This is a genomic window from Bacillus proteolyticus (assembly GCF_001884065.1).
Lineage (GTDB): Bacteria > Bacillota > Bacilli > Bacillales > Bacillaceae_G > Bacillus_A > Bacillus_A proteolyticus.
The window spans coordinates 1-200 of the sequence record NZ_MACH01000051.1; the positions used below are offsets into that span (position 1 = coordinate 1).

Annotated in this window: 1 rRNA gene; it reads right to left on the reverse strand. The window is 37.0% G+C overall.

Going from position 1 to position 200, the window contains the following annotated elements:
* Window positions 1-68 (reverse strand): 5S ribosomal RNA (gene rrf / locus BAQ49_RS31115); the annotation flags it as partial.
* Window positions 69-200: the final 132 nt, after the last annotated feature.

A 200-nucleotide genomic window follows, 5' to 3' on the forward strand; every position in this document is an offset into this window, starting at 1 on the left:
GCGCTAGAGAGCTTAACTTCCGTGTTCGGTATGGGAACGGGTGTGACCTCTCTGCCATCATTACCAGACTTTTATCATTATACACATTCTTTTCAGAATGTCAAGAAGAAATCTAAAAATATATTCCTTCAAAACTAGATAACATTGCTACATATTATATGGTTAAGTCCTCGATCTATTAGTATTCGTCAGCTCCACAT